The organism is Modestobacter sp. KNN46-3, from assembly GCF_011039295.1.
Window position 1 is genome coordinate 1 of sequence record NZ_JAAKGN010000010.1, and the last position, 23,958, is coordinate 23,958.

At 73.6% G+C, this 23,958-nt stretch carries 23 protein-coding genes; 13 read left to right on the forward strand and 10 right to left on the reverse strand.

The features are described from left to right. Positions 1–274, forward strand: a 274-nt coding sequence (locus tag G5C62_RS04655; protein WP_164700096.1) for a DUF2237 family protein, incomplete at its 5' end; no start/stop codon positions are given. Between the two features lie 26 nt (positions 275–300). Continuing rightward, positions 301–753 (forward strand): nuclear transport factor 2 family protein, encoded by a 453-nt coding sequence (locus G5C62_RS04660; RefSeq protein ID WP_164700097.1) that lies wholly within the window; start codon positions 301–303, stop codon positions 751–753. A gap of 11 nt (positions 754–764) precedes the next feature. Here the strand turns inward: G5C62_RS04660 and G5C62_RS04665 are convergent, their stop codons facing one another. Continuing rightward, entirely contained in the window at positions 765–1,553 is a 789-nt protein-coding gene (locus G5C62_RS04665) for an alpha/beta fold hydrolase (RefSeq protein ID WP_164700098.1), read from the reverse strand. Positions 1,554–1,718: 165 nt separating this feature from the next. Here G5C62_RS04665 and G5C62_RS04670 point away from each other — a divergent pair, with 165 nt between their 5' ends. From G5C62_RS04670 to G5C62_RS04680, 3 genes are all read left to right on the forward strand, one after another. Next, the gene (locus tag G5C62_RS04670; protein WP_156119136.1) at positions 1,719–2,147 is read left to right on the forward strand and encodes a hypothetical protein; all 429 of its coding nucleotides are present in this window, start codon (positions 1,719–1,721) and stop codon (positions 2,145–2,147) included. After that, positions 2,144–3,406: a glutathionylspermidine synthase family protein gene (locus G5C62_RS04675; RefSeq protein WP_164700099.1), complete on the forward strand. Its 1,263-nt coding sequence runs from the start codon at positions 2,144–2,146 to the stop codon at positions 3,404–3,406. The genes G5C62_RS04670 and G5C62_RS04675 overlap by 4 nt, the downstream gene beginning before the upstream one ends. A gap of 325 nt (positions 3,407–3,731) precedes the next feature. Continuing rightward, a complete protein-coding gene (locus G5C62_RS04680; protein WP_164700100.1) occupies positions 3,732–4,730 on the forward strand; it encodes a hypothetical protein in 999 nt (332 codons plus the stop codon). A gap of 682 nt (positions 4,731–5,412) precedes the next feature. On the opposite strand, the gene G5C62_RS04685 is transcribed toward G5C62_RS04680, so the two are convergent. From G5C62_RS04685 to nhaA, 3 genes are all read right to left on the reverse strand, one after another. Beyond that, positions 5,413–6,030 carry a hypothetical protein gene (locus G5C62_RS04685; protein WP_164700101.1) on the reverse strand — a complete coding sequence of 206 codons (618 nt, stop codon included), beginning with the start codon at positions 6,028–6,030 and terminating at the stop codon, positions 5,413–5,415. A 454-nt stretch (positions 6,031–6,484) separates the two neighbouring features. Beyond that, entirely contained in the window at positions 6,485–7,480 is a 996-nt protein-coding gene (locus G5C62_RS04690) for a DUF2332 domain-containing protein (protein WP_164700102.1), read from the reverse strand. Next, complete coding sequence (gene nhaA / locus G5C62_RS04695) at positions 7,477–10,134, reverse strand: Na+/H+ antiporter NhaA (protein ID WP_164700103.1); 2,658 nt, start codon at positions 10,132–10,134, stop codon at positions 7,477–7,479. The genes G5C62_RS04690 and nhaA overlap by 4 nt, the downstream gene beginning before the upstream one ends. Before the next feature lie 116 nt (positions 10,135–10,250). Between nhaA and G5C62_RS04700 the strand changes: the two genes are divergently transcribed. Continuing rightward, entirely contained in the window at positions 10,251–11,015 is a 765-nt protein-coding gene (locus G5C62_RS04700; RefSeq protein ID WP_164700104.1) for an SDR family NAD(P)-dependent oxidoreductase, read from the forward strand. A gap of 57 nt (positions 11,016–11,072) precedes the next feature. Here the strand turns inward: G5C62_RS04700 and G5C62_RS04705 are convergent, their stop codons facing one another. Next, positions 11,073–14,447 (reverse strand): pyruvate carboxylase, encoded by a 3,375-nt coding sequence (locus tag G5C62_RS04705; protein WP_164700105.1) that lies wholly within the window; start codon positions 14,445–14,447, stop codon positions 11,073–11,075. Positions 14,448–14,560: 113 nt separating this feature from the next. Here G5C62_RS04705 and G5C62_RS04710 point away from each other — a divergent pair, with 113 nt between their 5' ends. Next, on the forward strand, positions 14,561–15,481 hold the full coding sequence (locus tag G5C62_RS04710) for an SDR family oxidoreductase (protein WP_164700106.1): 921 nt from the start codon (positions 14,561–14,563) through the stop codon (positions 15,479–15,481). Positions 15,482–15,503: 22 nt separating this feature from the next. On the opposite strand, the gene G5C62_RS28985 is transcribed toward G5C62_RS04710, so the two are convergent. Genes G5C62_RS28985 through G5C62_RS04720 form a run of 3 tightly spaced genes read right to left on the reverse strand, consistent with a single transcriptional unit; the run spans position 15,504 to position 17,406 of the window. Next, complete coding sequence (locus tag G5C62_RS28985; RefSeq protein WP_346774111.1) at positions 15,504–15,785, reverse strand: response regulator transcription factor; 282 nt, start codon at positions 15,783–15,785, stop codon at positions 15,504–15,506. Next, a complete protein-coding gene (locus G5C62_RS28990) occupies positions 15,755–16,174 on the reverse strand; it encodes a response regulator transcription factor (RefSeq protein WP_346774112.1) in 420 nt (139 codons plus the stop codon). Before G5C62_RS28990 ends, G5C62_RS28985 begins: the two co-directional genes overlap by 31 nt. Beyond that, a complete protein-coding gene (locus G5C62_RS04720) occupies positions 16,171–17,406 on the reverse strand; it encodes a sensor histidine kinase (protein ID WP_164700107.1) in 1,236 nt (411 codons plus the stop codon). Before G5C62_RS04720 ends, G5C62_RS28990 begins: the two co-directional genes overlap by 4 nt. Before the next feature lie 142 nt (positions 17,407–17,548). Between G5C62_RS04720 and G5C62_RS04725 the strand changes: the two genes are divergently transcribed. From G5C62_RS04725 to ilvA, 3 genes are read left to right on the forward strand one after another with little or no spacing between them, the layout of a single operon-like run. Further along, positions 17,549–17,821, forward strand: coding sequence for a DUF4190 domain-containing protein (locus tag G5C62_RS04725; protein ID WP_164700108.1), 273 nt, complete (start codon positions 17,549–17,551; stop codon positions 17,819–17,821). Beyond that, entirely contained in the window at positions 17,821–18,027 is a 207-nt protein-coding gene (locus G5C62_RS04730) for a hypothetical protein (protein WP_164700109.1), read from the forward strand. Before G5C62_RS04725 ends, G5C62_RS04730 begins: the two co-directional genes overlap by 1 nt. Before the next feature lie 38 nt (positions 18,028–18,065). Further along, positions 18,066–19,325, forward strand: coding sequence for a threonine ammonia-lyase IlvA (gene ilvA, locus G5C62_RS04735; protein ID WP_036335882.1), 1,260 nt, complete (start codon positions 18,066–18,068; stop codon positions 19,323–19,325). On the opposite strand, the gene G5C62_RS04740 is transcribed toward ilvA, so the two are convergent. Both G5C62_RS04740 and G5C62_RS04745 read right to left on the reverse strand, forming a co-directional pair. Further along, positions 19,322–19,591, reverse strand: coding sequence for a DUF2277 domain-containing protein (locus tag G5C62_RS04740; RefSeq protein WP_036335883.1), 270 nt, complete (start codon positions 19,589–19,591; stop codon positions 19,322–19,324). The two genes, ilvA and G5C62_RS04740, sit on opposite strands and share 4 nt — an antisense overlap. A 148-nt stretch (positions 19,592–19,739) precedes the next feature. After that, entirely contained in the window at positions 19,740–20,915 is a 1,176-nt protein-coding gene (locus tag G5C62_RS04745) for an acyl-CoA dehydrogenase family protein (protein WP_206330463.1), read from the reverse strand. A gap of 146 nt (positions 20,916–21,061) precedes the next feature. Here G5C62_RS04745 and G5C62_RS04750 point away from each other — a divergent pair, with 146 nt between their 5' ends. The 3 genes from G5C62_RS04750 (at position 21,062) to G5C62_RS04760 (ending at position 23,956) form a co-directional block, all read left to right on the forward strand. Then, entirely contained in the window at positions 21,062–21,652 is a 591-nt protein-coding gene (locus tag G5C62_RS04750) for a TetR/AcrR family transcriptional regulator (protein WP_164700111.1), read from the forward strand. A gap of 145 nt (positions 21,653–21,797) precedes the next feature. Beyond that, positions 21,798–22,865, forward strand: coding sequence for an iron ABC transporter permease (locus G5C62_RS04755; RefSeq protein WP_206330462.1), 1,068 nt, complete (start codon positions 21,798–21,800; stop codon positions 22,863–22,865). Further along, positions 22,862–23,956 (forward strand): iron chelate uptake ABC transporter family permease subunit, encoded by a 1,095-nt coding sequence (locus tag G5C62_RS04760; protein ID WP_164700112.1) that lies wholly within the window; start codon positions 22,862–22,864, stop codon positions 23,954–23,956. Before G5C62_RS04755 ends, G5C62_RS04760 begins: the two co-directional genes overlap by 4 nt. The last annotated feature ends 2 nt before the right edge of the window (positions 23,957–23,958 follow it).

Here is a 23,958-nt window from a genome sequence, read left to right on the forward strand (position 1 = left end):
CACGGTCTGTGCCGTGGTCTCCGCCGAGTTCCTGGAGATGCAGCGCGAGCTGGGCAACGACCTGGTCACCCCACGCCCGGAGTACGACTTCCCCGGGCTGCGCCCCGGCGACCGCTGGTGCATGGTCGCCGTCCGCTGGCTCCAGGCGCTCCAGGCGGGCGCACCGGCCGGGGTGGTGCTGGCCGCGACCAACGCCCGCGCCCTGGAGGTGGTGCCGCTGGAGGCGCTGCGGTCCCAGGCCGTCGACGTCCCGGACGACCTCTCCTCGCTCTGAGCTGCAGCCCGGGCCAGGATGGGCGGGTGACCGACCGCCCGCCGCTGCCCCCGTTCACCGCCGAGACCGCCGCCGCGAAGGTGCAGGCCGCCGAGGACGCCTGGAACAGCCGGGACCCCGAGCGGGTGTCACTGGCCTACACCGAGGACTCGGTGTGGCGGAACCGGGACACCTTCGTCACCGGCCGCGCCGAGATCGTCGACTTCCTCACCGCCAAGTGGGCCCGCGAGCTGGACTACGTGCTGCGCAAGTCGCTGTGGGCGTTCACCGACGACCGGATCGCCGTCCGGTTCCAGTACGAGTGGCACGACGCCGACGGGCAGTGGTGGCGCAGCTACGGCAACGAGAACTGGGAGTTCGACGGGCACGGGCTGATGCGACGGCGGGAGGCCAGCATCAACGACGTCCCGATCACCGAGGCCGAGCGGCGGCTGACCGGCCCCCGCACGCCGGACGAGCCGGAGGTCCCGCTGCACTGAGCCACCGACTGTCAGCGGCGCGCGGTCGCGGCGAGCACCAGGGCGACGGTCTCGCCGGGCACGTCCCACATCGGGAAGTGACCGGAGCCGTCGAACCAGTGCAGCTCGGCGTCGGGGAAGGCCGCCAGCGCCCGCGCCGCCTGGCGGGCCAGGGTCACCCGGTCTCGCCGTCCCCAGCCGATGGTCAGCCGGCCGGGCAGCGACCCGGCCGGGGCACCCTGCTGGCGGGGCCCGCGGGCGAGGTCGGTGAGCACGGCGTCGAAGGACGGCGAGTCCGCGTACCCGGTGAGCTCACGGGTCACCACCTCGCCGTCCAGGGCCCACGGGCGGGCGGAGAACTGGGCCAGCAGCGCCGTCCGCCCGGCCGGGTTGCCCAGCACGGCGGGGAGCGCCGGCCGGATCCGGCGGACCAGCGCGATCGAGGCGCGCAGGCTGGCCAGGAACACCGCGGCCTCCCGGTCGGTCCAGAACCCGCCCGGGTCGAGGGCCACGGCGTCCCCGCCCAGCCCTCGCCGGGACAGCTCCAGCACCATCCGGGCGCCGAGCGAGCTGCCGACCAGCGGAGCGTCGGCCAGCCCCTCGGCCCGCAGCCAGTCGGCCACCGCGTCGGTCAGCGAGCCGAAGCCGGGGTCGGCCAGCGGTGGGGTGTCGCCGGCGAAGCCGGGCAGGTCCACGGCCACCACCTCGCGCGCCGCGGCCAGGCCGGGGAGCACCGGGTCCCAGGAGCGCCACGAACCACCCAGCCCGTGCACGAGGACGAAGGGGTCGCCGGAACCGGTCCGGTGCGCTGCGAGGTCCATCCCCGGCCCCTACCCCCGCCCCGGTCCGGCACCCGCGTGCGGCGGACGCCGCCTGGGCTGCGGATCCGGGGATGATGCGAGGGGTCGGGTGCAGGGCAGGACGCCGGGTCCGACAGCATGTGCGGTCCGGGGACACGGTGGACGCCCAGGTGAGGAGCGCGGACGGTGAGCACGTCGAGGAGCAACCGGGTGCGGGCGGCGATCGGCACGGTCAGCCTGACCGGGGCGGCGATGGGCTTCCTGTCCGCCTGCGGCGTCGCAGGTGAGGACGAGCAGGAGGCCGAGCGGGTCTACTGCGTCGACGAGCAGGACCAGGTCGTCGACGAGGAGCAGTGCGAGGAGGCCGAGCGCAACGGCGGCTTCATCGGCGGGGTGCCCTACTTCTTCCTGCTGGGCGGCTTCGGCGGCAACCGGTACGCGGTCGGCCAGACCATCCCGCAGCAGTACACCGGCGCGGCGACCCGGGTGAACCCCGCCGACACCACGGCGCGGTCCCGGGCCGGGCTGCCCGGCAGCGGCCGGGTCACCTCCGGCACCCGGATCTCCGGCGGCATCGGCTCGGGCCGGGTCGGGAGCGGGAGCGTCGGCTCGTGAGGCGGCTCTACGGCACGGCCCGGCTCGGCTGGGAGGCCGAGATCGAGAGCCAGGGGCTGGTCTACAACAAGACGACGGTCCCCGGCGGTGAGACCCGCTCGTACTGGCGCGAGGACGTCTTCTACGACTTCACCTCCGCCGAGATCGACCACCTCGCCGACGTCACCGACCAGCTCTTCGCCGCCTGCGTGGAGGCCGGCGACGTGGCGCTGGCCGACGAACGGCTGCTGGACCGGATGCGGATCCCGCACGACGCCCGGGAGGTCATCAAGGCCACCTGGGAGTCCGAGCCGCCCAGCGTCTACGGCCGCTTCGACCTGTGGTGGGACGGCGAGGGCGCGCCGAAGCTGCTGGAGTTCAACGCCGACACCCCGACCTCCCTGGTCGAGGCCGCGGTCGTGCAGTGGGCCTGGCACCTGGAGACCGGCCAGGGCCGCGACCAGTGGAACCAGCTCGACGACCGGCTGGTGGACGCCTGGCGGCGCAACCTGTCCCGCTGGGAGGCCGAGCACGGCCGCCGTCCCCGGGTGCACCTGGCCTGGACCGAGGGCGACCGCAGCGGTGAGGACTGGATGACGGTGGCCTACCTGGCCGACACCGTCCAGCGGGCCGGCTACGAGACGGTGGTGCTGACCACCGAGGAGCTGGCCCTGGACACCGGCGACGCCCGGTTCTACGACGGCAAGGGCAACCGGATCGACGTCGTCTTCAAGCTCTACCCCTGGGAGTGGCTGCTCGACGACGCCTACGGCCCCTCGGTGATCGCCGACCTGTGGACCCCCGACGGCACGACCTGGATCGAGCCGATCTGGAAGATGCTGTGGTCGAACAAGGGGCTGCTGCCGGTGCTCTGGCAGCGCTACGCCGACGACCCGGTGATCGCCAAGCACCTGCTCCCCGCCTACTTCGCCGACGACCCGCGCGCGGCCGAGCTGGAGCGCACCGGGTACGCCCGCAAGCCGCTGTTCGGCCGGGAGGGCAACAACGTCGAGCTGTTCGCCCCCGGCGGCGCGCCGCTGGCCTCGCTCGGCGGGAGGTACGGCGCGGAGGGGTGGGTCGTGCAGCAGCTGTGCGCGCTGCCGGACTTCGCCGGCCCCGACGGCCCGCACCACCCGGTGCTCGGCGCCTGGGTGGTCGACGGGGAGGCGGCGGGCCTGGGCATCCGGGAGTCCGACGGGCTGATCACCGACGACCTGTCCTACTTCGTGCCGCACACCATCGACTTCCGCCGCCCACCGAACACCACCTGGTCGGCCTGAGTCCGACTGCCGTCTCGGTTCGAGTGGGCACGCCTTCAAGGGCACGACGTCAGGCAGAGGCACCCGCAGCTCGAACATCGGCGGAGCACACAGGTTGCATGATTCATCCGCAGGAAAGGGTTCGATGGTCGGTCAGGTGTTGACATCACCGAAGTCGGGACGTCGTCGGGGGGACTGTCAACCCGCATACCGACAGAAAGGGCGCCGCGCCCCCATCGAGGTGGGCCAGGGATCCCACGAGTGACGGGCGCGGTGCACGAGGCGCAGGGGGCGGACCCGGCCCCTGCCTCCCGAAGTTGAACACAGCCCGCTGGGAAGGTCGTCGGTGGCGCGGATGCTGCCGGTTCTCCAGAGGAGCGAGATGTCGTCGACGACCGATCACGGGACAACAGTCCGAAGGCCCACGCGTCCCGACGCGGCCGCGGGCGATGCGATCGATGAAGTACCTGGGGACCCCACGGGCGGCGACGGCGTGCGGTACGAGTTCACGTCGGCGCAGGCGATCCGCGGCAACGTATCCAGGACGATCGCGAAGTGGCAGGAAGCCGGCTGGGAACTCGACAGCCAACGCCAGGGAGCACTGCGGACCGAGCTGACCTTCCGTCGCGTGAAGCCGAAGGGTCCCTGGCAGCAACTCCTGGCGTTCATTGCCACGCACTGGGCCGGCTTCGGCCGTCTGAGGCCGAGGACGCAGCAGCTCCTGCTGGCCGTGTTAGGCGGCCTCGTTGTGCTGACGGTCGTCGTGGGCATGGTCGTCGCGAACCAGGCCAGTGGCGGCACGAACGGTTCGGCCGCGCCAGCGACCGAGCCCGCAGCCGTGCCGAGTGACGTTCCGGTCGAGGTGCCGAGTCAGGCCGCGCTGGGGAGTGAGCCCGTAGGCGCGACGTATGCCTATCAGGGGCCGCAGTACGAGATCGTCGCGATCGACGAGGACCTGGGTCCGGCCGAGCTGGACCAGATCTGGGTGTACACGAGCCGGTTCGACTACTCGACGGATGAGTACAAGGACCAGGTGCGGATGATCTTCGAGGATGTCGCACACACCCGGAGCACGGCCAACCTCATCGTGCAGGTCGTCACCGACCGGGAAGTGGCCGAAATGGAAGCCTTCTCCACCATCGAGGACTTCTATGCGGAGCATGGGGACAGGTACGTCCTGGATGTCGTGCTCCCGAAGGAGGAGCTGCACTGGGTCGCGTGGTACACGGGTGGTTACGACTCCGATGCCGGACGGGCGAGCGAATCCGCCGACGCTTTCGAGATCGTCTGGCGGCCGGCTGCGACCCCAGAATTCGAGACATGGAAGCCGTCGCTTCAGCCTTGAGATAGATCACGGGAATGCGTCGATAAATCCGGGTGAGGCGTCGCCGCATCCCGGTGGTCACCTTCGGCAGGCTTCGCGGCGGAAAGATCGCCGAAAGGTGCACATGGACATCGCGGCCTACCTCGGACAGATCGGGCTGATGCCGGAGCAGGCCGCGGCCCCCGCGAAAGGCTGCACACGCTGAGTACGGGCCATCACGACGACGTGAAGCAGCGGAACGCGGAGCGCAAACCACCGCCCACTACACAAGTTCACTGTAGCCGAGCCCGCGGTCCACGCGGAGCCGGCGACGGGCGGGAACAGCCTGTCTGCTCCGAGCTCGACCAAGACCCGACGTTGGCGCAGGCGCAACGTCGGCCAGGAGTCGGCAGTGCACCATGGAGTCTTCAACACCGCTGCTGGCTCAGCCATATGACGGTCGGCACCTGATAGTTGTCGCCGACGAGGCGAGACCGCCCGAACATGCCAGTGAGCCTGGAGTCGCTGAGTCGATGTTGCGTACCGCCCTTGCGCTTCCCGGCGCGGTATTGCCGATCGCGGGCGGCGGATCTGGTCGCCCCATTGGCCTCGTGATGAGGGAGGTGCGCCAAAAGGAGTGCCTGGTTCTGGCGCAATCGACCTGGTCGTCTACTGGCCTGCGCTACGCGAGTGTCACTGGCCGGGCCATGCCCTATTCAGACCGTCAGGCGATGCCGATGGTCCCGGGCGGAAGGCCGATCGGCTCAACGGCCCTTCTTATCATGCCGAGCCAATCTCCGATTACGGAACCGAAAGCTTCTTGGCCAACACCCGCCAGGTAGACCGTCAGGTACAGCAGTCCTTCACGGGTTTTAGTAACAGCCGCCTGCTTGTCCTTCTTGGGTCGCGCAGTTCTTATCTGCACTAGCCGCCCAAGCAGCTCCTTGAGCTGATTTCGCGCCACGGTGACGTCCGTAGCCTTGAGATGCGCCCTTGAAATTGCACCCCTAGTGTTGCTGAGGATCGTCTGGGCCTTCGGCGGGGGCCGCCATTCGAGCTGCGCCAGCACTTGCCTGGACCTGCTGTCAAACAAGCGTGAGGCGGCAGTAGCCAAATCTAGAGTGGGCTGGAAGGTGAGCATCCCCTCCCGCAACTCGTGAGTTAGCAAAGACTCGAGGGCTTCAATGATTGCATCTAGGGCTTGATCGAGCGCATCGTCGGAAGGGTCCAGTCCGTCGATGACAGCTTCGACAGCGCGCACTGCGCGCTCAAGCTTTAGGCCTGACTCGGTCGCCCGGTAGCGCGGTTCCGTCACACCGACCTCCGGCTCAAGACTGCTCACAATCTAAGGTCCCGTGCATGGTGGGCCTCGCTGGCCACCGCTGCCAGTCGACGAAAAGATCGAGTCGCTAGCCCCAGGTGGGCGCCGGGTCCACGGGCCGGGCGGTGCTGTCGTCGGGGCGGGGTGCTGGGTCAGGTGGCGAGCGCGGGGGCGCCCGTAGCGTTGTGACCTCGTTGACGAGCAGGCTGGCCAGCGGCCGGTGCTGTTCAGGTGCAGCACGGTGCGCCGGCCGCTGCGGGCCAGGCGTCCAGCGGTGCTGAACATGCGTAGCTGGAGCCGCTTGGGGGTTCCCAGCGCCGGGCGGCATGACCGACCAGAGCCAGCATCCGCAGCTATGCGGTGAGCTCGCAGCGCTCACTGAGCCACCGCGGGCTGGCCGCTTGACGTGCCCGCTCCGCATGCTCGCCCGTCCGCAGTCGGCGACCAAAAGTTCGTGGGGTCACGGTCGCGCGATTCAGGTGTGGGCAGCCGCGGAGAGGAGCCAGTCGATGCGGCCGCCGTGGGCGGCGGTGTACGCCAGTGGCTCGCCGTCGAGGGCCAGCAGGAACCGGGCCTCCTCCGGGGCCGGCGGCTCGGTCAACCGCGCCCGGACGGCGGGCAGCACGCCCACGCCCTCCTGGGAGACCCAGCGCACCGGCAGCCCGGTGACCAGCTCGGTGAACGCCTGCTTCGCGGCCGCCGGCAGATAGGCCAGCACCGCGGTGTGGAAGACGACGACGGTGGCCTCCGCCGGCATCGCGGCAACCAGCCCGGGCAGCTGCTCGACCAGGTCGCCCTGCCGGATCTCGGCCGGTTCCCGGGCGGCGATCGCGGCGGCGGCGGTGAGCCGGTCGCGTCGCTCGTCCATGCCCGGCCAGATCAGCGCCTGCAGCCAGGCGACGTCGTCGGGGTCCGCGGGGTCGAGCGGGTTCACGTCGATGCCGGCCCGGCGGACCACGGGTGGCACCTCGGTCGGCACCGGCCCGCGCCCGGTCACCGTGCACCGCAGCTGCACAGTGCTGGGCGGGCCGACCCGGACCCCGGAGTACTCGTAGCCGTAGCGGTCCGGGTACAGGCACAGCCCGGCCGACGCGCCCACCTCGATCAGCGCCAGCGGCCCCGGCAGGCCGGCCAGCACCGGCAGCAGGGCCGCGCAGCGGGCGGCCTCGTTGGTCTGGGTGGCCCGGGCCAGCATCGTCGCCCGCAGCCGGTCGGCGTCGCCGGTGACCCGCTCGCGCAGCTGCCCGCCGTCGGCCGGCGGGCCGCCGTGCAGGTACTGCAGCGCCCCGAGCAGCAGGTTGGCCTGCCGCTTCGGCCGCGGCAGGGTGCCCAGGAAGTCCAGCACCTCGGCGTCCTCGGCGACCTCGGCAGCGAGCTCGGCGTACCGCGGGGAGACCGGCGCGGCCTCCACCTGGGCGAACCACCGGTAGTGGTCGGCCAGGTCGGTCAGCTCCTCGTCCAGCGACCTCATGTGGTGGTCAGGTCGCGCGGGGCGGTGGCGAAGCGGGCCAGGTCGTCGCGGGTCGGCTCCACCAGCACCCGGCCGTCGGGGGTGAGCACCACCGGCGCATCCGCCTCCTCGACCCCGAGCTCGGCGAGCAGCCGGGCGGCGGCGTCGTCCTCGGCCGGGTCCAGCCAGGTGTGCGGGACCCCGTCCTCGGCCAGCTGGGCTCGCAGCTCCGTGCTGGCCGGCCAGCGCCGGTCACCGACCACCCGCAGCCCGCTCGCCTGCCCGATGAGCATCGCCCGGCGCAGCAGGAACGACCGGGTGATGACGTCGGCCAGTCCCCGGTCGCGGGTGAAGACGGCGCGCAGCTGCTCCAGGCTGAGCACCAGCACCTCGCCGTCCTCGGCGGCCACCAGCGAGCGCACCGGCCGCTGCCCGGCCAGCATGTTCAGCCCGCCCAGGAACCGCCCCGGGCCGTGGACCGCCACGACCCGCTTGCCGCCGTCCGGGCCGCCGTCCAGCGGCCCCTCGACCACCGCGACGGTGCCGGCGAGGACGACGAAGAAGTCGAACTCCGCCTGCCCCGAGCGCAGCAGCACCTGCCCGCGGGTGGTGCTCAGCCGGCGCCCCACCCGCCGCAGCACGGCGGTGTGCACGTCGGACAGCCGTGGCGAGGCGCCGTCCTCCGGCGTCTCGGCGAGACGCTCGCCCGGCAGCACGTCGATCGCGGGCAGCTGGGCGGCCGGGGAGAGGGTGACCGACGACCGTGCCGGGGTGACCAGCTCGGCCGACGGGAGCAGGCTGCCGTGGCCGGGCCCGCGCGGGTCGGAGGTGACCAGTGCGGCGGCGAGCGCCTCGGTGGTGGTCGGGCCGTCGTGCCCGACGCCGTTGACGAAGAACGTCGGGGTGCCCTGCACCCCGCTGGCCTCCGCACCGGCGACGTCGGCGCGGACCCGGGCCGCGTGCGTGCCGCTGCCCAGCTCCTCGGCGAAGCGGCCGAGGTCCAGCCCGAGCGCGGCGGCGTGGTCGAGCAGCTGGTCGGCCTCGAGCTGGTCCTGGTGGGCGAAGAGCCGGTCGTGCATCGCCCAGAAGGCGCCCTGGGCACCGGCGGCCTCGGTGGCCTCGGCGGCGAGCTCTGCGTGCGGGTGGACGTCGGGCAGCGGCAGGTGCCGGAAGACGTAGCGCAGGTCGTCGCCGAACCGGCGGCGCAGCTCCTCGACCACCCCGCTCGCCCGGCCGCAGAACGGGCACTCGACGTCGCCGTACTCGACCAGGGTCAGCGGCGCGTCGACCGGGCCGCGGAGGTGGTCGACCTCCGGGTCGACCGGCGAGTCCAGCTGCCGGGGCCCGGCGCTGGCCACCTGGGGCTGACGTCGTCCCAGCGCCCAGAACCAGACCGCGCCCAGCGCTGCCGCCACCACGCCCGCGGCCAGGACGCCGACCATCGCCTCCTCGCGCAGCACCGCGTCGTCGAAGGCCAGGTCGGCGACGAACAGCGACACGGTGAAGCCCAAGCCGGACAACGCCGCCCCGCCCCACACGCTGGCCAGCGACACCCCGGGCGGCAGCGAGCCCATCCCGAACCGGACGGCGAGCGTGGACGCCAGCCCGATGCCGACGAACTTGCCGACGACCAGGCCGACGAAGACGCCGATCGTGATCGGGGAGGTGAGCGCGCGGTCCAGCAGCTCGGTGTTGAACTGCACCCCCGCGTTGGCCAGCGCGAACACCGGGACGACGACGTACCCGCTCCACGGCACCAGCAGCGCGCCGATCCGCTCGTTCGGCGAGATCGCCCGCTCCACCGAGAGCTTCGCCCGTCGGGCGAGAGCGACGTCGGGGGCCTGCCGGAAGGCGCGGGCGAGCGTGCCGGCGGACTCCACCTCGTCCCGGCGCGGCCGGTAGGCGCTGACCAGCAGGCCCAGGACGACGCCGCCGATGGTGGCGTGCACCCCCGAGGCGTGCATCGCCAGCCACATCACCACGCCGACGGCGAAGTAGGCCGGCCCGCGCCACACCTTCAGCCGGGTGAGCAGCCCGAAGGCGACCACGCACAGCGCGGCGACGCCGAGGGCGACGAGGTCGATGTCGTCGGAGTAGAAGACCGCGATCACGGTGAGCGCCCCGATGTCGTCGACGACGGACAGCGAGAGCAGGAAGACCCGCAGCTGGGTGGGGCAGCGGGAGCCGACCAGCGCCAGGGCACCGAGGACGAAGGCGGTGTCGGTGGCCATCGGGATGCCCCAGCCCTGCGCGCCGGGGCCACCGGCGTTGATCGCGAGGTAGAGCCCCGCGGGCACCACCAGCCCGGCGACCGCGCCGAGCGCCGGCACCGAGAGCCGACTGCGCTGGGTCAGCTCCCCCATCGACAGCTCGCGGCGCACCTCCATGCCGATGAGGAAGAAGAAGAACACCATCAGGCCGTCGTTGACCCAGTGCCGCAGGTCCATGGCGACGGCCATGGAGCCCAGTTCCAGGCTGAGCTCGGTGTGCCACACCCGCTCGTAGGAGTCGCCCCACGGGGAGTTGGCCCACAGCAGCGCGAGCAGGGTGCCGACGACGAGCAGCGCCGCGCTGGACGCCTCGGTCTGCAGGAACCGGCGGGCCGGGGTGGACAGCTGGGCGAGCAGGTGACCGGTTCGGGAGGCTCGGCTGGAGGTGCGGGACGGGGACGTCACGCGCTGTTCCTACCCTGCCGATGTGACGGCGCGGAATCCGCCGGACGACCCGTCCGGCGGAACCGGCCTGCCCGCCGGACGACCGTGCGGCGGCACGGACCAGCAGGAGGACCGACATGGCGGACCACGGAGCTCTCGAGGGCAAGGTCGCGGTGGTCACCGGGGCAGCGCGGGGGATCGGCCGGGCGATCGCCCTGGAGCTCGCGTCGACCGGCGCCGACGTCGGTCTGGGGCTCCGGGACGTCGCCTCCGACGGCGGGCTCACCGGGGAGATCGCCGCGCTCGGACGCCGGGTGGTCGCCGTCCCGATGGACGTCACCGACCTGGACCGGAGCCGGGCGGCGATCGACCGGGTGGTCGACGAGCTCGGGTCGGTCGACGTGCTGGTCAACAACGCCGGCGGCGGGGTGATGGCCTCGGCGCTGGAGCTGACCGAGGCGGACTTCGACGCCGTCTGGTCCCGCAACACCCGCTCGACGTTCTTCCTCTCCCAGCACGCCGCCCGGCACATGGCCCGGGCCGGCGGCGGGGCCATCGTCAACGTCGCCTCGCAGGCCGGGTTGGTCGCGCTGCCCGGCGAGTCCGCCTACTGCACCGCCAAGGCCGCCGTCATCCACCTGACCCGGTGCCTGGCCGTCGAGTGGGGCGAGCTGGGCATCCGGGTGAACGCGGTGGCGCCGACCTTCATCGAGACGCCGGGCACCGAGCCGGCGCTGTCCGACCCGGCGTTCCGGGCCGACGTCGTCGACCGGATCGCCGCGCTGCACCGGATCGGCCGGCCGGAGGAGGTCGCCACCGCGGTGGCCTTCCTCGCCTCCCCCGCCGCCTCGCTGGTCACCGGCCACACCCTGACCGTGGACGGCGGCTGGACCGCCCGCTGAAGAAGGACCCCGTCCTCCTCACCTCGCGCGAGCTCGGGGCGAGCCTTTGGAAGGGGCCTAACCCAGGACGACGAGCAGGTCGCCGCCCTCGACCTGCTGGACGGCGCTGATCGCCACCCGGGAGACCGTGCCGGCCCGCGGCGCGGTGATCGCGGCCTCCATCTTCATCGCCTCGATGGTGGCCAGCTGCGCGCCCGCCTCCACGGTGTCGCCCTCGGCGACGGACAGGCTGACCACCCCGGCGAACGGTGCGGCCACCTGCCCGGGGTCGCTGCGGTCGGCCTTCTCGGTGGGCTGGACGTCGGACGTGACGGACCGGTCCCGCACCGACACCGGCCGGAGCTGGCCGTTGAGCGTGCACATCACCGTGCGCATCCCCCGCTCGTCGGCGTCGGAGATCGCCTCGATCGCGATGAGCAGCCGGACGCCGGGTTCCAGGTCGACCGAGTGCTCGACCCCCTGGCGCAGGCCGTAGAGGAACTCCTTGCTCGGCAGCACCGAGGTGTCCCCGTAGGCGTCCCGGTGCTCGGTGAACTCCTTGGTCGGGCCGGGGAACAGCAGCCGGTTCAGCGTCGACCGCGGTTCCTTCGCCAGAGCGTCGAGGTCGTCGTCCGAGAGCTCCGCGGGCGGCTCGGCCGGGCGCCGTCCCTCCAGGGCGCGTGACCGGAACGGCTCCGGCCAGCCACCGGGCGGGTCGCCCAGCTCGCCGCGGAGGAACCCGACCACCGAGTCGGGCAGGTCGAAGCGCCCCGGGTCGGTCGCGAACTCCTCGACGTCCACCCCCGCGCCGACCAGCTGCAGCGCCAGGTCGCCGACCGCCTTCGACGACGGGGTGACCTTGACCAGCCGGCCGAGCAGCCGGTCGGCCGCGGCGTACATCGCCTCGACCTCCTCGAACCGCTGCCCCAACCCGAGGGCGATCGCCTGCTGGCGCAGGTTGGACAGCTGCCCGCCGGGGATCTCGTGGGTGTAGACCCGCCCGGTCGGGGCCGGCAGCCCGGACTCGAACGGCGCGTAGACCCGGCGCACCGACTCCCAGTACGGCTCCAGGTCGTTGACCGCGGTCAGGTCCAGGCCGGTGGCCCGCTCGGTGTGGTCGGTGGCGGCGACGATGCTGCTCAGTGCCGGCTGCGACGTCGTCCCGGCCAGCGCCGCGCTGGCGCCGTCCACCGCGTCCACCCCGGCCTGCCAGGCCGCCATCAGCGTGGCCAGCTGCCCGCCGGGGGTGTCGTGGGTGTGCAGGTGCACCGGCAGGTCGAACCGCTCGCGCAGCGCGGTGACCAGGGTGGCCGCCGCCGGCGGGCGGAGCAGCCCGGCCATGTCCTTGATCGCCAGCACGTGCGCCCCGGCCTCGACGATCTGCTCGGCGAGGCGCAGGTGGTAGTCGAGGTCGTACAGCCGCTCAGCAGGGTCCGACAGGTCGGCGGTGTAGCAGAGCGCGACCTCGGCGATCGCCGTCCCGGTCTCCCGGACGGCGTCGATCGCCGGGCGCATCTGACTGACGTCGTTGAGCGCGTCGAACACCCGGAAGACGTCGATGCCGGTGCGCGCCGCCTCGGCGACGAACGTCGTCGTCACCTGCTCCGGGTAGGGGGTGTAGCCGACGGTGTTGCGGCCGCGCAGCAGCATCTGCAGGCAGATGTTGGGCACCGCTTCGCGCAGCGCGGCCAGCCGCTCCCACGGGTCCTCGTGCAGGAACCGCAGCGCGACGTCGTAGGTCGCCCCGCCCCAGGCCTCGATCGACAGCAGCTGCGGGGTCGCCCGGGCCACGTGCCCGGCCACGGCCAGCAGGTCCTTGGTGCGCACCCGGGTGGCCAGCAGCGACTGGTGCGCGTCCCGGAAGGTGGTGTCGGTGACGGCGAGGGCCTTCTGCGCGCGCAGGTCTGCGGCGAACCGCTCGGGCCCCAGCTCGCGCAGCCGGTCCCGGGAGCCGTCCAGTGGGTGCAGCGCCAGGTCCAGCCGCGGGAGCTTCTGCACCGGGTCGACCAGGTGCGGGCGCTCACCGTGCGGGGCGTTGACCGTGACGTCGGCCAGGTAGGTGAGCATCTTGGTGCCACGGTCGGCGGAACTGCGGGCGGTGAGCAGCTCGGGCCGCTCCTCGATGAACGACGTCGTCACCCGGCCGGCCTGGAAGTCCGGGTCGTCCAGCACCGCCTGCAGGAACGGGATGTTGGTCGACACGCCGCGGATCCGGAACTCCGCCACCGCCCGGCGGGCCCGGGCCACCGCGATGTCCCAGGTCCGGCCGCGGCAGGTGAGCTTGACCAGCATCGAGTCGAAGTGCGCGCCCACCTCGGCGCCCAGGGTGGCGGCGCCGTCCAGCCGCACGCCGGCGCCGCCGGGCGAGCGGTAGGCGGTGATCCGGCCGGTGTCCGGGCGGAAGCCGTTGGCCGGGTCCTCGGTGGTGATCCGGGTCTGCAGCGCCGCCCCGCGGAGCACGATCGACTCCTGGGTCAGCCCCAGGTCGGCGAGGGTCTCTCCGGCCGCGATGCGCAGCTGGCTGCCCACCAGGTCGACGTCGGTGACCTCCTCGGTGACCGTGTGCTCGACCTGGATCCGCGGGTTCATCTCGATGAAGACGTGCCGGCCCTCGCGATCGACCAGGAACTCCACCGTGCCCGCGCAGCTGTAGCCGATCTGCCTGGCGAAGGCGACGGCGTCGGCACAGATCCGCTCGCGCAGGGCCGGGTCCAGGTTCGGCGCCGGGGCGATCTCGATGACCTTCTGGTGCCGGCGCTGCACCGAGCAGTCGCGCTCGTACAGGTGGATGACGTTCCCCTGCCCGTCGGCCAGGATCTGCACCTCGATGTGCCGGGGGTCGATCACCGCCTGCTCGAGGAAGACCGTCGCGTCCCCGAACGCCGACTCCGCCTCCCGCATCGCCGCCTCGATCGCGCTGCGCAGCTGGTCGCGCTGCTCGACCCGGCGCATGCCGCGCCCGCCACCACCGGCGACGGCCTTGACGAAGACCGGGCCCTCGATCGCGTCCGCGGCGGCCAGCAGGGTGTCGACGTCGTCGCTGGGCTCGGTGCCCTGCAGCACCGGCAGCCCGGCCTCGCGGGCCGCGGCGATCGCCCGGGACTTGTCCCCGGTCAGCTCCAGGACGGCGGCGCTCGGGCCGACGAAGGTGATCCCGGCCCGCGCGCACGCCTCGGCCAGGTCGGGGTTCTCCGACAGGAAGCCGTAGCCGGGGTAGACGGCGTCGGCACCGGCCCGCTGGGCGGCCCGGACGATCTCGGCGACGTCGAGGTAGGCCCGCACCGGGTGGCCGGGCTCGCCGATCTCGTAGCTCTCGTCGGCCTTGAGCCGGTGGACGGAGTTCCGGTCCTCGTGGGGGAAGACGGCGACCGTCCCGGCGCCCAGCTCGTAGGCGGCGCGGAAGGCGCGCACGGCGATCTCGCCGCGGTTGGCGACCAGGACCTTGTCGAACACGGGTGCCCCTCTCGGGTCGGTGGGGGGCCGACGCTAGCGGCGCACCCGGCCACCCGGTGCTCCCGTTGTGCACAACGTGCGTGCCCGGCGCAGCACTGGGTAGCCCCCCGGGCGTGACCGCCCAGACCCCGGCAGACGACCTCTCCTCCGCCCGCGAGCTCACGGAGGTCGTGCTCGTCACCGGCGCCTCCAGCGGCATCGGCCGGGCCAGCGCGATCGGGTTCGCCCGACGTGGCGCCTCCCTCGTGCTGGTGTCCCGCAGCGCCACCGCGCTCGCCGAGGCCGCGGCCGACTGCCGGGCCGCCGGCGCCCCGGCGGTCGAGTGCGTGCCGGCCGACGTCCTGGACGCCCCGGCCGTACGGTCCGCCGTCGACCGCGCGACGGGCACCTTCGGCCGGCTGGACGTCGTCGTCCACTCCGCCACCGTGATGGCCTACGGCCGGATCGAGGACATGGACCCCGCCGTCTTCCAGCGCGTGGTCGACACCGCCGTCCAGGGCACCTTCAACGTCGTCCAGGCCGTCCTGCCGGTGCTGCGGGCCCAGCGGCGCGGGCACGTCGTCGTCGTCAGCTCGCTGCTCGCCTCGATCACCGCCCCCACGATGGGCGCCTACGTGGCCGCCAAGTGGGGCCAGCTCGGGTTGATCCGCACCCTGCAGCAGGAGTTGCGCGAACTGCCCGACGTGCACGTCTCCGCTGTCGCCCCGGGTGGCACGACCACGCCGATCTACGGCCAGGCCGCCACCGTGCTGGGCAACACCGGGCACCCGCCGCCGCCGGTCTACACGCCGGAGCGGGTCGCTCGGGCCGTGCTCGACCGGGTGTCCGCCCCGCGCCGGCTCAAGCAGTCCGGCTTCGCCAACCCGGTGATCATCGCCGGGTTCCGACTGTTCCCGCCGGTGTACGACGCCCTGGTCGGCCCGCTGCTCAAGGTCTTCGGCATGGCCCGCGACTCGGTGGCGCCGACGACCGGCAACGTCTTCGCGCCGGTGCCGGAGAAGGAGTCGACGCGGGGCCGCTTCCGGGGCATCTGACGCCCCTGGTCACCCGGCCCGGTCAGAGGAGCCCGGCGACGTGCGCCAGGATCGCCACCTGGACGCGGTTGGCCGTGCCCAGCTTGGTGAAGACCCGCGACACGTGGGACTTCACCGTGGCCTCGCTGAGGAACAGCTCCTTGCCGATCTCGGCGTTGGACAGGCCCCGCCCCACGGCCAGCAGCACCTCGCGCTCCCGGTCGGTGAGGGTCTCGATCCGCCCCCGCGCCTCCTGGCGGCGGACGTCGGCGCCCGTGTCGGTGTAGCGGGTGATCAGCCGCCGGGTGGCGGTCGGGGAGAGCATGGCCTCACCGGCGGCGACCACCCGGACCGCCTGGACCAGCTCCCGCGGTGGCGTGTCCTTCGCAGGAAGCCGCTGGCCCCGGCCTGCAGCGCACCGAAGACGTGCTCGTCCAGGTCGAAGGTGGTCAGCACCAGCACGCGGGGGGCGTCGGGGCGGGCGGTGAGCGCGGCCGTGGCGGCCAGCCCGTCCATCCGCGGCATCCGCACGTCCATCAGCACGACGTCCGGCCGGTGGCGCAGCACGGCGTCGATCGCGTCCGCGCCGTCCCCGGCCTCACCGACCACGCGCAGGTCCGGGGCGCTGGCCAGGACGGCGCGCAGACCGGCGCGCACCAGCGCGTCGTCGTCGACCAGCAACAGGCGCACGGGCTCGGCTGCCGACCCGCTCATGTGAGGTCTCCGTCTCCTCGATCGGGCCAGGGCAGGTCGGCGTGCACCAGGAAGCCGTCGGGCTGCGCTCCCGTGCTGAGCCGGCCACCCACCAGCTCCACCCGTTCCCGCAGCCCCAGCAACCCCGGGCCGGCCCCGGGCACCAACGGTGCCGCCGCCGTCGCCGGGGCGCTGTTGTGCACCCGCACCTGCAGGCCGCCGCCCGGCTCCCCGGCCAGCAGCACCGTGGCCGTGCCACCGGCGGCGTGCTTGTGCACGTTCGTGAGGGCCTCCCGCACGACCCGGTGCGCGGTGCGGCCGACCAGCGGGGGCGGGGTCTGCCCGGTCGGCAGGTCGGTGTGCAGCTGCACGGCGACACCTGCCTCGGCGCTGGCCCGGACCAGCCGGTCGACGTCGGCCAGGGTGGGCTGCGGCAGCAACTCCGCCTCCGCCGGGTCGACCGGCTCGGGCAGGGTGGTGTCGGCGCGCAGGACCCCCAGGACCGTGCGGAGCTCCTCCAGGGCCTGCCGAGCGGTCGTGCGGATGAGCGCGGCCGACTCCTCGACCTCCGCCGGGCCGGCCGCCGGGTTCACCTCCAGGCCGCCGGCGTGCAGCGCCACCAGGGACATGCGGTGCGCCAGCACGTCGTGCATCTCCCGGGCGATGCGGGTGCGCTCGGCCTGCCGGGTCTGCTCGACGCGCAGCCGCTGCTCGGCCTGGGTCTGGGCGACCCGCTCCTGCAGCGACTGGACCAGGTCGCGGCGGGCACCGAGGTAGGCACCCAGCAGCGCCGGGAACCCGATCATGACCACCGCGAAGGCCGCCGTGACGACGGCGTACAGGGGATCGGCGAACACCAGGTCGAGCCCGATCTCGGTCGCGCCGTTCACCACCAGGGCGACCAGCGCCGCGGCCACCACCAGCGCCAGCCACCGGTCGCGGTGCCGGATGGCCACGGTCAACAGGGCCAGCCAGAGCGGCAGCCACGGGCCCCCCACGGCCACGACGACGCAGCCCAGCAGCGCCACGTGCACCGGGTACCGCCGGCGCCACCACAGGGCGACGGCGACCGTCAGCGTGCCCAGGACCTGCAGCCACGTCCAGCTGGGGATGTCCGCCACGGGCCCCTCACCGATGACCAGGGTGGCCGCCCCGAGCACACCGAGCGCCACGAAGGCCAGGTCGCGCAGCCGCGCCCAGGGCCACCGGCGGCCACCGGCCACCTCGACCACCGACCCGTCACCCGTCTCCACGGGCAGTGAGCCTAGAGATCATCCGGCTCCGCGACGTCCCCCGACGGGCTGAGGAATGGGCCGATGACCTGCGACTTTCGTAGCAGAGAGCCGTGTACCTACGGGCGATGCCCGCACCCCCGGCGCCGGACAGGCTCGTGCCATGCACGACACGCAGACGTCCACCGTCCACCTCGACCCGGAGAACTGGCCCGTCCGCGCCGTGGGCACCGACGCCATGGCCGTCCTCGGTCTGGTCTTCGCCTTCGCCCTCTTCCCGCTCGGCATCGTCTTCAGCGCCCTGGGCCTGCGCAACACCCGCCGGGACGGCACCCGCGGCCGCGGTCTCGCCCTCGCCGGGATGACCGTCTCGCTGCTGCAGGTGGTCGCGGTCGTCGGGCTGGTCCTCTGGGCCGCCTTCGGCGCCGGCTCCTGATGGCCGGGTACGACGCGGCCTGGAGCGGCGCCGAGAGCGCCAGCGTCCTGGCCGCCCGCCAGCTCGCCGAGGAGGCCCGGCAGCAGCGGCACCACCCTCGCCGCCGCCCGCCGCGCCGTCGCCCGCTCGGCCGGCCGGGGCTCGGCGAGTGCGCAGCCCTGGTCGTCACCGCCAGTGGGCACGCGGGAGCGGGCAGCCGGTACTGACCGCCCGGCACCGGCGGGACGTCGGGGAGGATGGCCCGGTGACCTCCCTCCGCACCGCCTTCTCCGCCGAGGTCACCGCCGCCGCCAGCCGGCTGGCCGGGGTCGCCGAGCGGACGCCGCTGCAGCGCAACGCCCGGCTGTCCGAGCTCACCGGCGCCGCCGTGTGGGTCAAGCGCGAGGACCTGCAGGTCGGCCGCTCGTACAAGGTGCGCGGCGCCTACAACACGATCAGCCAGCTGGACGCCGCCGGGCGGGCCGCCGGCGCGGTCACCGCCAGCGCCGGCAACCACGGCCAGGGCGTCGCCTACGCCTGCCGGGTGCTCGGCGTCCGGGGCCGGGTCTTCGTGCCCGGGACGACGCCGCGGCAGAAGCGGCAGCGGATCGCCGCGCTCGGCGGGGACATGGTCGAGCTCGTCGTCCACGGCGACACCTACGACGACGCAGCGGCCGCCGCGACCGAGCACGCCACGATGACCGGGGCGACCCTGGTGCCCGCCTTCGACGCGCTGTCGACCGTCGCGGGCCAGGCCACCGTCGCCCTGGAGCTGCTGGAGCAGCTGGACAGCCCGCCGGACGTCGTCGTCCTGCCGGTCGGTGGCGGCGGGCTGCTGGCCGGCTGCGGCACCTGGCTGCGCGAGCACGCGCCCGGCGTCCGGCTGGTGGGGGTCGAACCTGCCGGGGCGGCGAACATGGCCGCGGCACTGGCCGCGGGCCGGCCGGTGGAGCTGGCCGAGATCGACACCTTCGTCGACGGCGCGTCGGTGCGCCGGGCCGGTGACGTGACGTTCCCGCTGGTGCGCGACTCGGGTGCGGAGCTGGTGACGGTGCCCGAGGGGCAGGTCTGCACCGAGATGCTCGACCTCTACCAGGTCGACGGGGTGATCGCCGAGCCCGCCGGCGCCCTGGCCAGCGCCGCGCTGACCGGCGGTTCGGTGCTCGTCGAGCCCGGCCAGACCGTCGTCGTCCTGCTGTCGGGCGGCAACAACGACGTCAGCCGGTACGCCGAGGTGGTCGAGCGGTCACTGGTGCACCGCGGGCTCAAGCACTACTTCCTGGTCGAGTTCCCGCAGGAGCCGGGGGCGCTGCGCCGGTTCCTCGACGAGGTGCTCGGCCCGGACGACGACATCGTGCTGTTCGAGTACGTCAAGCGGGACAACCGGGAGACCGGGGCGGCGCTGACCGGCATCGAGCTGGGCAGCGTCGCGGGCCTGGCGCCGCTGCTGGCTCGGATCGAGGCGGGCCCGCTCAAGATCCAGCACCTCGCCCCCGGCACGACCGCCTACCGCTTCCTGGTCTAGCGGCCGTAGCGGGCGGCGGCGCGCTCGCGGGCCTGCGCGGCGAGCACCTCGCGGTCCTTGGGCGGGGCGGTGGTGACCAGGTCGGCGAGCAGGTGCTCGGTCGCGTGCGCGATCTCCTCGACCGCCCGGTCGAACGCCGCCTGGTTGGCCTGGGAGGGCTTGGTCGACCCGCTCACCTTGCGCACGTACTGCAGCGCCGCCGCCCGGACCTCGTCGGAGGTGGTGGCGGGCTCCAGGTTGTGCAGGACGTGGATGTTCCGACACATGCCCGGCAGCGTAGGCCCGCCCCCCGACCACCAAAATGGCCATTTTGGTGGCCGGGGGCCAAAGTCGCGGTTTTGGCCCCACTCGGCCCCGCTCGACGCCGAGTGGCAGCTGAACGGGCTTCCCGGCGGGCGGATGCCCGCTCGACTGTCACTCGACGAGGCGAGGCCCCTGGGGGACGACGGTGGTGGTGGGGGCGCCGCCGCGGGCCAGGGCGCGGCTGATCACCAGGCGCTGGATCTGGTTGGTGCCCTCGAAGATCTGCATGACCTTGGCCTCGCGCATGTACCGCTCGACCGGGAAGTCGCGGGTGTAGCCGTACCCGCCCAGCACCTGGACGGCGTCGGTGGTCACCTTCATCGCGTTGTCCGTGGCCACCAGCTTGGCGATCGAGGCCTGCTGGCCGTAGGGCTGGCCGGCGTCGCGCAGCCGGGCCGCGGACAGGTACGTCGCCCGCGCGGTCTCGACGGCGGCGGCCATGTCGGCGAGCAGGAAGCCCAGGCCCTGGTGCTCGATGATCGGCTTGCCGAAGGTCTCCCGTTCCTGGGCGTAGGCGACCGCGTCGTCCAGCGCGCCCTGGGCCAGGCCGGTGGCGACGGCGGCGATCCCCAGCCGGCCGGCGTCCAGCCCGGCGAGGGCGATCGACAGCCCCTCGCCCTCCTCGCCCAGCCGGCGGTCGGCGTCGATGCGCACGCCCTCGAACCGCATGGTCGCCGTGGTCGAGCCGGTCAGCCCCATCTTGCGCTCGGCGGTGTCGGCGGACAGCCCGTCGCTGTCGGCGGGCACGAGGAAGCAGGAGATGCCGCGCGCGCCGTCGTCGGAGGTGCGGGCTATGACCTTGTAGAAGTCGGCGTGCCCGCCGTGGGTGGTCCAGGCCTTCTCGCCGGTGAGCACGTAGGAGTCGCCGTCCCGGACGGCGCGGGTGCGCATCGCCGCGGGGTCGGAGCCGGCGTGCGGCTCGGAGAGGCAGTAGGCGCCGAGCAGTTCGCCGCCCAGCATCTCCGGCAGCCACTGCTGCTGCTCGGGCGTGCCCCGGGTGGCGAGCCCGAAGCAGGACAGCCCGTGCACGCTCACCCCCACGCCGACGCTGGCCCAGGCGGCCGCGATCTCCTCGAGCACCTGCAGGTACACCTCGTAGGGCTGCCCCCCGCCGCCCAGCTCCTCGGCGTAGGGCAGGCCCAGCAGCCCGGCCCGGCCCAGGGTGCGGAAGACGTCGCGGGGGAACTCCTCGGCCGCCTCCGCCGCGGCGGCCCGGGGCGCGAGCTCGTCGCGGGCCAGCTGCCGGGTGAGGTCGAGCAGGTCGGCGGCCTCCTGCGTGGGGACCAGGCGACGGACGGGCACGGTGCACCTCCAGGCGGGCCGGGACGACGCCGTCCCGACCGGGTTGCAGTACTCCCGGACGGTACGCAGTACTGGACTCCGTACTCAACCGCAGTGCGTTGTTACTGTCCGGCACTCCCGAGGAGGGCCCGATGACGTCGCTGGAGAACCGCAGCACCCGCACCCGGGTGCGCCGCGAGGAGCTGCTGGACGAGCTGGTCGCGGTCTTCCTGGCCGAGGGGTTCGCCACCTTCACCCTCGACGAACTGGCCCGCCGGCTGCGCTGCTCCAAGAGCACCCTCTACGGGCTGGCTGCGAGCAAGGAACAGCTGGTGGTCGCCGTGGTGAAGCGGTTCTTCCAGCGTGCGACGACGGCGGTGGAGCAGCAGGCCGCCGCGCCGGACGACCACCGGGAGCGGATCACCGCCTACCTCCTCACGGTCGCCGAGCAGCTGCAGCCGGCCTCCCCCGCGTTCTTCGCCGACCTCGCCGCCTTCGCCCCGGCCCGGGAGATCTACCAGCGCAACACCTCCTCCGCCGCCGCCCGCGTCCAGCAACTGGTCAGCGAGGGCGTCACCGCCGGCACCGTCCGGCCGGTGCACGCCTCGTTCGTGGGCGTCGCGGTGGCCTCGGTGATGAGCGCCATCCACCGCGGCGAGGTCACGGCCACCACCGGCCTGGACGACGCCGCCGCCTACCGGGAGCTCGCCGACCTCGTCGTCACGGGCCTCGCTCCCCGCTGAGGAAGGACCCCGTCCTCCGCACCCCTCGCGCGCCTCGGGACGGGCCGCGAAGGGCGACGGTGCCGAGGTGGGCCAACGCTGGGTAAGGTGAGCCTCACCTGCTCGGCCGGCGACCCGGCCTGCCCGCCGTCCCCAGGAGTCGCTCGTGGTGCAACGCACGGCGACCCGGCCCGCCGGGGAGGTGAGCCCCCCGCCGCACCGGGGTCTGCTGCGGGGGGCGGCCCCGCGCATGCTGGGGCTGTGGTTGCTGCTGGCCGTCGTCGTCGCGGTCTGCGCACTGAGCATCGCCGTCGGCACCAGGCCGATCGGCCTGGGCACCGTGTGGCAGGCGCTGATCGACCCGAGCACCCCCGGCGACGAGACGGTGATCATCCGCGAGTTGCGGGTACCGCGGACCCTGCTCGGCGTGCTCGCCGGCTCGGCCCTGGCCGTCTCCGGGGCGCTCATGCAGGGCCACACCCGCAACCCGCTGGGCGACCCCGGCCTGCTCGGCGTCACCGCCGGCGCCTCGTTCGCCGTCGTCCACTCGATCTGGCTGCTCGGCATCACCACGGCCGGCGGGTACGTCTGGTTCGCCTTCGCCGGCGCACTGCTGGGCAGCGTGGCGGTCTTCCTGATCGGTTCGGCCGGCCGCGGGGCGCCGAGCCCGGTGAGCCTGGCCCTCGCGGGGGCGGCGATCACCTACCTGCTCTACGCCCTCGTGCAGGCGATCACCATCCGCGAGACGACGGCGCTGGACGCCTACCGGTTCTGGGTCGTGGGTGCACTGGCCGGGCGGGACGTCCAGGTCGTCACCCAGGTCGCCCCGTTCATCGTGGTCGGCCTGGCGCTCGCCCTGGTCAACGCGCCCGCCCTGAACCTGCTGGGCCTCGGGGAGGACGTCGCCCGGGGGCTGGGCCAGCGGGTCTGGCTGGCCCGCGTGGTCGGGCTCGCCGCGATCACCCTGCTCACCGGGGCCGCCACCGCCGCGTGCGGCCCGATCGCCTTCGTCGGACTGGTGGTGCCGCACGTCGCCCGGGCGATCACCGGCCCCGACCACCGCTGGCTGATCCCGTACTCGGCGCTGCTGGGCGTGGTCTTCCTGCTGCTCGCCGACGTCCTGGGCCGGGTGCTGGCCCGGCCGGGTGAGCTGCAGGTCGGCATCGTGCTCGCCGTCGTCGGTGCGCCGTTCTTCATCGCGCTGATCCGCCGCCGCCGGCTGGTGCAGCTGTGAGCACCACGGCGCCCACCCGGGCCACCGCCCCCCGGTCGCGGCCCCGTCGGCCGCTGCGGATCGGCCCCGCCTCCACCACCTACCGGCTGCGCGACGTGCTGGTGCCGATCGCGGTCTTCTCGGTGCTGGTGCTGGCCGCCGCGGCCAGCCTCGGCCGCGGCGACTACCCGATCGGCGTGCTCGACGTGCTCGGCACGCTGGTCGGGCTGGGCGACGAGACCCAGCGGTTGATCGTGTTCGAGCTGCGCGCACCGCGGATCGCGGTGGCCGTGCTCGTCGGGGTGGCCCTCGGTCTGTCCGGCGCGCTCATCCAGACCTTCGCCCGCAACCCGCTCGCCAGCCCCGACATCCTGGGCGTCACCGGTGGGGCGGCGATCGGCGCGGTGAGCGTGATCGTGCTGGGCGGCACCGGCACCACCGCCGCCGGGCTGCTCGGCGGGATCGGCGTCCCGGCCGCGGCCCTGCTCGGCGGCATGGTCGTGGCCTTCCTGGTCTTCGGGCTCGCCTGGCGGTCGGGGGTCGACGGCTACCGGCTGGTGCTCATCGGCATCGGGTTGTCCGCGATGGCCCACGCGATCGTCAACTACCTGCTCACCCGCAGCGCCATCTGGGACGCCGCCGCCGCCAACGTGTGGATCACCGGGTCGCTGAACGGACGGGGCTGGGAGCAGGCGATGCCCCTGGCCCTGGCGCTGCTGGTGCTGCTCCCCGCGGCCCTCGCGCTGAGCCGGGTGCTCGGCGTCCTGCAGTTCGGGGACGAGACGGCGCGGGCGCTCGGGGTGCGGGTCCCCCTGGCCCAGGGCGTCGTCGTCGTGGTCGCGGTCTGCCTGGCCGCGTTCGCCGTCTCCGCGGCCGGGCCGATCCAGTTCGTCGCCCTCGTCGTCCCCCAGATCGCCGTCCGGCTGACCGGCGGGTCACGCCCACCGCTGGTCACCTCCGCCCTGCTGGGCGCACTGTTGCTGGTCAGCAGCGACCTGGTCGCCCGCACCGCGCTGCCCGAGTCGTTCCCGGTCGGCGTGATCACCGCGATCGTCGGCGCCCCGTACCTGCTCTGGCTCCTCGTCCGCGGAAGGCGGCGATCCACCCTGTGACC

Coding starts and splice junctions, on each gene's coding strand:
- G5C62_RS04700 (WP_164700104.1), top strand. CDS start 10,251: ATGGCGGACCACGGAGCTCTCGAGGGCAAGGTCGCGGTGGTCACCGGG.
- G5C62_RS04740 (WP_036335883.1), bottom strand. CDS start 19,591: ATGTGTCGGAACATCCACGTCCTGCACAACCTGGAGCCCGCCACCACC.
- G5C62_RS28990 (WP_346774112.1), bottom strand. CDS start 16,174: ATGAGCGGGTCGGCAGCCGAGCCCGTGCGCCTGTTGCTGGTCGACGAC.
- G5C62_RS04750 (WP_164700111.1), top strand. CDS start 21,062: ATGACGTCGCTGGAGAACCGCAGCACCCGCACCCGGGTGCGCCGCGAG.
- G5C62_RS04725 (WP_164700108.1), top strand. CDS start 17,549: ATGCACGACACGCAGACGTCCACCGTCCACCTCGACCCGGAGAACTGG.
- G5C62_RS04730 (WP_164700109.1), top strand. CDS start 17,821: ATGGCCGGGTACGACGCGGCCTGGAGCGGCGCCGAGAGCGCCAGCGTC.
- G5C62_RS04665 (WP_164700098.1), bottom strand. CDS start 1,553: ATGGACCTCGCAGCGCACCGGACCGGTTCCGGCGACCCCTTCGTCCTC.
- G5C62_RS04690 (WP_164700102.1), bottom strand. CDS start 7,480: ATGAGGTCGCTGGACGAGGAGCTGACCGACCTGGCCGACCACTACCGG.
- G5C62_RS28985 (WP_346774111.1), bottom strand. CDS start 15,785: ATGCTCTCCCCGACCGCCACCCGGCGGCTGATCACCCGCTACACCGAC.